The 7,706-nt window shown below is 45.2% G+C and carries 7 protein-coding genes; all 7 read left to right on the forward strand.

Features of this window, described 5'->3' with window-relative positions; genetic code table 11:
• Nucleotides 1-21 precede the first annotated feature (21 nt).
• Entirely contained in the window at nucleotides 22-1,296 is a 1,275-nt protein-coding gene (gene purD, locus ACTNDQ_RS12925; protein WP_022426209.1) for a phosphoribosylamine--glycine ligase, read from the forward strand.
• Nucleotides 1,297-1,481: 185 nt separating this feature from the next.
• Nucleotides 1,482-2,255, forward strand: a complete 774-nt coding sequence (locus ACTNDQ_RS12930) for an SseB family protein (protein WP_015525910.1) — start codon at nucleotides 1,482-1,484, stop codon at nucleotides 2,253-2,255.
• Nucleotides 2,256-2,327: 72 nt separating this feature from the next.
• Nucleotides 2,328-2,705: a GntR family transcriptional regulator gene (locus tag ACTNDQ_RS12935; protein ID WP_015525911.1), complete on the forward strand. Its 378-nt coding sequence runs from the start codon at nucleotides 2,328-2,330 to the stop codon at nucleotides 2,703-2,705.
• Between the two features lie 11 nt (nucleotides 2,706-2,716).
• Nucleotides 2,717-5,182, forward strand: a complete 2,466-nt coding sequence (locus tag ACTNDQ_RS12940; RefSeq protein WP_279200805.1) for an ATP-dependent Clp protease ATP-binding subunit — start codon at nucleotides 2,717-2,719, stop codon at nucleotides 5,180-5,182.
• Nucleotides 5,183-5,278: 96 nt separating this feature from the next.
• Nucleotides 5,279-5,692 (forward strand): hypothetical protein, encoded by a 414-nt coding sequence (locus tag ACTNDQ_RS12945; protein WP_015525913.1) that lies wholly within the window; start codon nucleotides 5,279-5,281, stop codon nucleotides 5,690-5,692.
• Nucleotides 5,686-7,059 (forward strand): DNA repair protein RadA, encoded by a 1,374-nt coding sequence (radA, locus tag ACTNDQ_RS12950; RefSeq protein ID WP_021650957.1) that lies wholly within the window; start codon nucleotides 5,686-5,688, stop codon nucleotides 7,057-7,059. Before ACTNDQ_RS12945 ends, radA begins: the two co-directional genes overlap by 7 nt.
• A 120-nt stretch (nucleotides 7,060-7,179) precedes the next feature.
• Nucleotides 7,180-7,413, forward strand: coding sequence for a hypothetical protein (locus ACTNDQ_RS12955; RefSeq protein ID WP_173733054.1), 234 nt, complete (start codon nucleotides 7,180-7,182; stop codon nucleotides 7,411-7,413).
• Nucleotides 7,414-7,706: the final 293 nt, after the last annotated feature.

Genomic DNA, 7,706 nt, shown 5'->3' on the forward strand with positions numbered 1-7,706 from the left:
ATGAAACAAAGGAGTAAACAGATGAAAGTATTAATCGTAGGAAGCGGCGGAAGAGAACATGCAATTGCATGGAGTGTTGCAAAAAGCCCGAAAGTTGACAAGATCTACTGTGCACCTGGAAATGCAGGAATCGCAGAGTATGCGGAATGTGCAGATATCGGAGCAATGGAATTTGAAAAACTGGCAGCCTTTGCCAAAGAAAAAGAGATCGATCTTACTATCGTGGGAATGGATGATCCTCTTGTGGGCGGAATCGTAGATGTATTTGAGGCAGAGGGACTGCGTGTGTTCGGACCGCGCAAAAATGCTGCTATTCTGGAAGGCTCCAAGGCTTTTTCCAAGGATCTTATGAAAAAATACGACATTCCTACAGCTGCTTATGAGAATTTTGATGATCCGGAAAAAGCTCTGGAATATTTAAGGACCGAGGCAAAATTCCCGATCGTTTTGAAGGCAGATGGCCTTGCTCTTGGAAAAGGTGTTCTGATCTGCCAGGATCTTGCAGAGGCAGAAGCTGGCGTAAAAGAGATCATGGAAGACAAAAAATTCGGAAATGCCGGAAATACCATGGTAATTGAAGAATTTATGACTGGCCGTGAGGTTTCCGTACTTTCTTTTGTAGATGGAAAGACGATCCGTACCATGACATCCGCACAGGATCACAAGCGTGCGAAGGATGGGGATCAGGGACTGAATACAGGCGGAATGGGAACATTTTCTCCAAGTCCGTTCTATACTCCGGAAGTAGATGAATTCTGTAAGAAATATGTTTATCAGAAAACAGTAGATGCCATGGCAGCAGAGGGACGTCCGTTTAAGGGAATCATTTTCTTCGGACTGATGCTTACTGCAGATGGCCCGAAGGTTCTGGAATATAATGCAAGATTTGGGGATCCGGAGGCACAGGTTGTTCTTCCGCGTATGGAGAATGATATCATTGAAGTAATGGAAGCCTGTGTAGACGGCAAACTTGATCAGATCGATCTGAAATTTGAGGACAATGCAGCAGTTTGTGTTGTTCTTGCAAGTGATGGATATCCGGTAAAATACGAAAAAGGTATCCCGATCCATGGATTTGAGAATTTTAAGGACAAAGACGGATACTACTGTTTCCATGCGGGAACCAAATTTAAAGATGGAGAGATCGTTACAAACGGTGGGCGTGTTCTTGGCATCACTGCCAAAGGAGAGACATTAAAAGAAGCCAGAAAGAATGCATATGCTGCTACAGAGTGGATCAGCTTTGCAAATAAGTATATGCGTCACGATATCGGAAAAGCTATCGACGAGGCTTAAGTTGGTCATTTTTCACAGGCACAGCTTGACGAAAACAGGGATTTCATTGTACAATAGTAACAACTATGAAACACAGTGAGTAGTTACGAACATGAAAAGCTGGATGCTGACAGGGCACAACAGGAACCAACCATTTTCCTTGATGAGGTGTCGCATCCAAGTGATGAGGCAGAGAGGACAGAAAAATGGGAATCAGTGTAGAAGAAGCAATCCATGAGCTCAGAAACAGAGAGGAAGTATTTGTTGCATATTCACAGGCAACCAGACTTCCATATGTGACCTGTGATGAAGAAACATTTAATGACCAGGCAAGGATTTTTGCCACAGAAGAAGAGATCAAAGAATATGGTAAACAGCTCCTTGAGGATAAGATCCTTCTTATGGGCATGAAATATGAGAAAAAAGACTATCCAAGACTGTATGGTACGCTGTACGCGATCGGAGTGAACAGTGTGATCTGGATCGACGGAGAAGAGAAGATCGAGATTGAGATCGGAAAGATCGCAAACCAGAGAGATATGAGTAAGATCGAGCCGTCAAAGAGACCGCTTCTGAACCCGTCTCTTGAACTTTCCGGAATCTATTTTATGCAGGAATTGCGTCGCCCGGTAAAACAGGAAGAGCATAAGAATATCCGTGAGTTGGAAGAAGAGCTGATAGCAAACCTGCGTAAGGCAGAATTCCTGATCGCGATCAATGCAGAGCAGGAAGAAGATGGAAAGCTCCATATTCCGTATCTGAAAAATAAAGAGGATAAGATCATGCAGCCTGTGTTTACAGATGTTATGGAATTTGAGAAATTTGGAAGAGGCAAGAATCTCCGTGTTGCGAAAGTGACTATAGACAAACTTCCGAGCCTGATGATTCCGCAGGCAAACGCTTATGTGGTAAATCCAATGGGATTTAATCTGGTTCTTAACAAAGAACAGATAGAGAAGATTGCAGGGATCAGTAAATAAAAACAAAAATCACAGCAGGCTGCCAGGATGAAACTGTGCAGCCTTTTGCTGTTGTAGAGGAGAGATTACCCTATGGTGATAGAAATCGATTTTAACAGTGATGAGGCAATCTATATGCAGATCACCAATCAGATCATAATGGGGATCGCTACATCAAGGCTTCATGAAGGGGATACTCTGCCTTCTGTACGGCAACTTGCAAGCATTGCAGGAATCAATATGCATACTGTGAATAAGGCATATGCGCTGCTTCGTCAGGAAGGCTTTGTGACTATTGACAGGCGAAAGGGAGCGGTGATCTCCATAGATGCAGATAAGGTCAGAGCACTGGAAGAAATGAAACAGAATCTGACAGTAGCAATGGCATGGGGATGCTGTAAAAATGTAACAAGAGAAGAAGTCCATCAGCTGGTGGACGAGATTTTTGACGAGTATGACACAGACAGATAGGAGGAGACATCATGCAGGAACGATATACAAAACAGGCAGAGAATGTTCTTGCTCTGGCAAAAGAGGCAGCCAGCTCCTGCGGACATAGTTATATCGGCACGGAGCATCTGCTGGTCGGGCTTGTAGAAGAAAAGGAGGGCACAGCAGGAAGAGTTCTGGAGGAGTTTGGGATCCAGGCTGATAAAGCGATGGCTCTGATCGATAAACTGATTGCACCGCCGGGAAATACGGCTGTTTCACAGAGACCGGGATTCAGTCCGAGAACCAGAAGAGTTCTGGAGGGTGCATATGCAGAAGCAGAATCCATGCGTTTTGAGGAAGTCGGGACAGAACATATTCTGCTGGCAATGTTGAAAGAAACAGACTGTGTGGGTACCAGACTGCTGTACACAATGGGTGCCAATATCCAGAAGCTTTATGCGGCAGTGCTGACAGCTATGGGAATGGACAGCGATGCAATTGCGGAAGAATTCCAGGCTGTAAAAGCTTCAAAGGGAAGAAACAGCAGTGTAACACCAACTCTGGATCAGTATAGCCGAGATCTGACGGCCATGGCAGAAGAAGGTAAGCTGGATCCTGTAGTGGGAAGGGATAAAGAGATTGCCAGACTGATCCAGATCCTGAGCAGAAGAACAAAGAACAATCCCTGCCTGACTGGAGAGCCGGGAGTAGGAAAAACGGCTATCGTAGAGGGACTTGCACAGCGGATCGTCACAGGAATGGTACCGGATACTGTGAAGGATAAGCGGGTTGTAGTTCTGGATCTTTCCGGAATGGTCGCAGGAAGTAAATATCGCGGTGAGTTTGAAGAACGTATCCGAAATGTGATCGATGAGGTAAGCGAACAGCAGGGGATATTGCTCTTTATTGATGAGATCCATACGATCATCGGAGCAGGTGGAGCGGAAGGTGCACTGGATGCTTCCAATATCCTGAAACCGTCTCTTTCCCGTGGAGAGATCCAGCTGATCGGAGCAACGACACTGGAAGAATATCGGAAATACATTGAAAAGGATGCAGCGCTTGAACGGCGTTTTCAGCCTATCATCGTGGAAGAGCCTACAGAAGAGGAGGCTGTTGAAATCCTGAAGGGGCTGCGCCCATATTATGAAAAACATCATGGTGTAGAGATTCTGGATGAGGCCCTTGAGGCGGCTGTAAAAATGTCCGTTCGTTATATCAATGACCGGTTTCTTCCGGATAAAGCCATTGACATTATTGATGAAGCAGCGTCGAAAGTACAGCTGGCGGGATATCGTCCGTCTCCGAAAGCAGAAGCACTGGAAAGAGAGATCCACGATATTCTGAAACAAAAAGAACAGGCAGTTATAAATGCAGATCTTGAAGGTGCAAAAGCAGCACAGGCAAAGCAGAATGAGGCGGAAGCAGAATTGGAAAAGATCCGAAGAAAGGCGGAGCGGAAAAATCGGAAAAATCCACTTACAGTTGATGAAGAGGCAGTTGCCGGTATTGTGTCTGACTGGACAAAAATACCTGTACAGCGTCTGACAGAGGGGGAATCCCGTAGGCTTGCAAATTTGGAAAAGGTTCTGAAAAAACGTGTGATCGGACAGGATGAGGCAGTTTCTGCAGTTGCCCGTGCGGTAAAAAGGGGAAGAGTAGGATTAAAGGATCCCGCAAGGCCTATAGGTTCTTTCTTATTCCTGGGACCTACCGGAGTGGGAAAAACGGAGCTTTCCAAAGCGCTGGCGGAAGCTGTATTTGGAAGTGAGCAGGCAATGATCCGTGTAGATATGTCCGAATATATGGAAAAACATAGTGTTTCTAAAATGATCGGATCGCCGCCCGGATATGTAGGCTATGAAGAAGGTGGACAGCTCAGCGAAAAAGTGCGCAGAAATCCATACAGTGTCATTCTTTTTGACGAGATTGAAAAGGCTCATCCGGATGTGTTTAATATTCTTCTGCAGGTACTTGATGATGGTCATATTACAGATGCTCAAGGCAGAAAAGTGGATTTTAAGCAGACGATCATTATCATGACTTCCAACGCAGGTGCGCAGATGATCATGGAACCGAAACATCTTGGATTTATATCCGGAGATACGGAAAAGCGTGATTATGAACGGATGAAGTCCGGAGTGATGGAAGAAGTGCGGCGGATGTTTAAACCGGAATTTCTGAACCGGATCGATGAGATCATGGTATTCCATTCTCTGAATAAAGAAAATATCAGGAAGATCGTTACTATTCTTTTGAAAAACCTGGAAAAACGCTGTCAGGAACAGCTGGATATCATACTGAAAGTTACCGGAGCAGCTAAAGATCTTATTGCAGATGCAGGCTTTGACAGTAAATACGGTGCAAGACCGTTGCGTCGTGCGATCCAGACAAAGATTGAGGATGAGATGGCAACAGAAATCCTTGAAGGTCGGATCAAAGCCGGTGATACCGTACAGGTGAAGGTCAAAGACAAGAAAATCTACTTTGAAGTAAAAGATGCGGAGAAAGCGTAAGAATTTTATTACTTTCTATAGCCAAAAAAACAGAAATAAGTTATAATTAACAAAATTAAAACTATACAACGAAAGATTTCAGGAGGACATAAGATCATGGCAGTGGTACAGGAATTGATCCGCACAGAAGATAATGGGACTATCAGTTTTGGAGATTATGAATTAAATCAGAAATCCAAATTGTCGGATTATCAGTATCAGGGAGATATGTATAAAGTAAAAACATATAAGGAGATCACCAAACTTGAGCGTAATGGAATGTTCGTATATGAGTCTGTTCCGGGAACCAGTGTGTTCCATCTTCAGCAGGATGGAACAGCAATGAGTTTTGAGGTTCAGGGCTTTGAGGATTCTCAGATTACTGTTGAACTGGAAGCTGAGACAGAGTATCAGGTATTTATTGACGATGTAAGTACAGGTACAATGACTACAAACCTGGGCGGCAAGCTTTCTTTCAGTGTTGAACTGGATGCGAACACCAAAGCAGAAGTTAAAATTGTAAAATGCTAAAAAATAAAAAAACGGTTTATTTCTGTCAGGAATGCGGGTATGAATCAGCCAAGTGGATGGGGCAGTGCCCGGCATGCAAGGCATGGAATACTTTTGTGGAGGAAACGGTTTCTTCCAAAAAATCTTCCTCAGGGAGTATTAAAACTACACAAAAGAAAACGGAGCCTGTAGTTCTGAAAGATATCAGTCTTTCTTCAGATGAACGTCAGAGCTGCGGAATCGGTGAACTTGACAGGGTGCTGGGAGGCGGAATCGTCCCCGGCTCCCTTGTTTTGGTAGGTGGAGATCCTGGTATTGGCAAGTCTACATTGTTGTTGCAGGTGTGCAGAAATTTATCTTCACAGGGGATTTCTGTTTTGTATATTTCTGGTGAGGAGTCTCTCAGACAGATCAAGCTCCGGGCAGATCGGCTTGGAACGTTTAATGATAAACTGAAACTGCTCTGTGAGACGAATCTTGAAAATATCCGGGAGATCATTGAGCGGACGAAACCAGATGTAGCTGTTGTGGATTCTATCCAGACGATGTTTCATGAAGATATTTCGTCTGCACCGGGAAGCGTTTCTCAGGTGAGGGAATCTACCAATGTACTGATGCAGATCGCTAAGGGTATGGGAGTGTCCATTTTTATCGTGGGTCATGTGACCAAGGAGGGAAATGTGGCAGGTCCTCGTGTACTGGAACATATGGTAGATACTGTGCTTTACTTTGAGGGAGACAGGCATGCTTCTTACCGGATCCTGCGTGCGGTGAAAAATCGTTTTGGTTCTACCAATGAAATTGGTGTTTTTGAGATGCAGAATTCCGGACTTGAAGAAGTGAAGAATCCTTCCGAGTTCCTTTTGAATGGAAGACCGGAGAATGCTTCGGGATCTGTTGTTGCATGTTCTATGGAGGGGACGAGACCGATTTTGGTGGAGATCCAGGCTCTGGTGTGTCAGAGTAATTTTGGAATTCCGAGAAGAACAGCAGTTGGTACGGATTTTAATCGTGTGAATCTTTTGATGGCGGTTCTGGAGAAGAAGGCGGGAGTTCATCTTGCTGCTTCGGATGCTTATGTGAATATTGCGGGTGGCATGAAGATGACAGAGCCGGCGATCGATCTGGGTATTTGTCTTGCTATTATTTCCAGTGCGAAGGAGATCGTGATCCCGGATTCTGTGATGGCGTTTGGTGAAATTGGTCTGAGTGGCGAGGTTCGTGCAGTGAGTATGGCCGGACAGCGTGTGCAGGAAGCGAAAAAACTTGGGTTTGAGACGGTGATACTTCCTGAGGTGAACCGGACGGCTACAGAGAGTATTAAAGGAATTAAATTGGTTTATGTGGCTGGGATCCGGGATGCGATTTCTTTTATCAGAGGGTTGTGAGTTCCCGGCAGGTTATTTTGAATAGGATCATGTGGTCAGCCGCTGTATGGTTTGTACGGCGGCTGTGTTTGGGTTAATAGATAAAAAAACATAGATGTAAGGGAAAGGCTGGTGTTGGTTATGGGTATTGGTAATATTGGAAATATGATGAAGGTTATGAATGCATGGAATACATTTAAACAGAATCATCCGAAGTTTCCGGCATTTTGTAGTGCGGTTTCCCGGCGGGGGATTCGTGAGGGGAGCATTCTTGAGGTAACGTATATTAGCCCTGAGGGTGAGAAGCTGACTACGAATATTAAAGTGCAGGCCAGCGATCTTGAGTTGCTGAGAGAACTTTCTGGTGGTAATTGAGTTGAGCGGATAGCGAATGTTGATTATATATTGTATATGTCTGTTTGACGGGTGTTTTGGTTCCGGTGTCTGGCAGTGTTGGAACTGCCGGGTGCCGTTTTTTTTGTTGGGATTGAGAGGGACGCCAGAGGGAGGTGGCATCGGTCCGGGGGGCGGTTTTGTGGGGTGGATTGAGAGGGACGCCAGAGGAAGGTGGCATCGGTCCGGGCAGGGACTCCGTCGGGGGATACTACTAGGGCTCCGTGAGACGGCTAAAAGCATTGCGGCAGGGCCAGAACTCGCCTCCGGCTCAG

It is taken from the genome of Blautia massiliensis (ex Liu et al. 2021) (assembly GCF_052064225.1).
Taxonomy (GTDB): domain Bacteria; phylum Bacillota; class Clostridia; order Lachnospirales; family Lachnospiraceae; genus Blautia_A; species Blautia_A fusiformis.

What these genes read in the sequence shown, in the direction of transcription:
- ACTNDQ_RS12930 (WP_015525910.1), top strand. Translation starts at nt 1,482, where the DNA reads ATGGGAATCAGTGTAGAAGAAGCAATCCATGAGCTCAGAAACAGAGAG.
- purD (WP_022426209.1), top strand. Translation starts at nt 22, where the DNA reads ATGAAAGTATTAATCGTAGGAAGCGGCGGAAGAGAACATGCAATTGCA.
- ACTNDQ_RS12935 (WP_015525911.1), top strand. Translation starts at nt 2,328, where the DNA reads ATGGTGATAGAAATCGATTTTAACAGTGATGAGGCAATCTATATGCAG.
- ACTNDQ_RS12940 (WP_279200805.1), top strand. Translation starts at nt 2,717, where the DNA reads ATGCAGGAACGATATACAAAACAGGCAGAGAATGTTCTTGCTCTGGCA.
- ACTNDQ_RS12945 (WP_015525913.1), top strand. Translation starts at nt 5,279, where the DNA reads ATGGCAGTGGTACAGGAATTGATCCGCACAGAAGATAATGGGACTATC.
- radA (WP_021650957.1), top strand. Translation starts at nt 5,686, where the DNA reads ATGCTAAAAAATAAAAAAACGGTTTATTTCTGTCAGGAATGCGGGTAT.
- ACTNDQ_RS12955 (WP_173733054.1), top strand. Translation starts at nt 7,180, where the DNA reads ATGGGTATTGGTAATATTGGAAATATGATGAAGGTTATGAATGCATGG.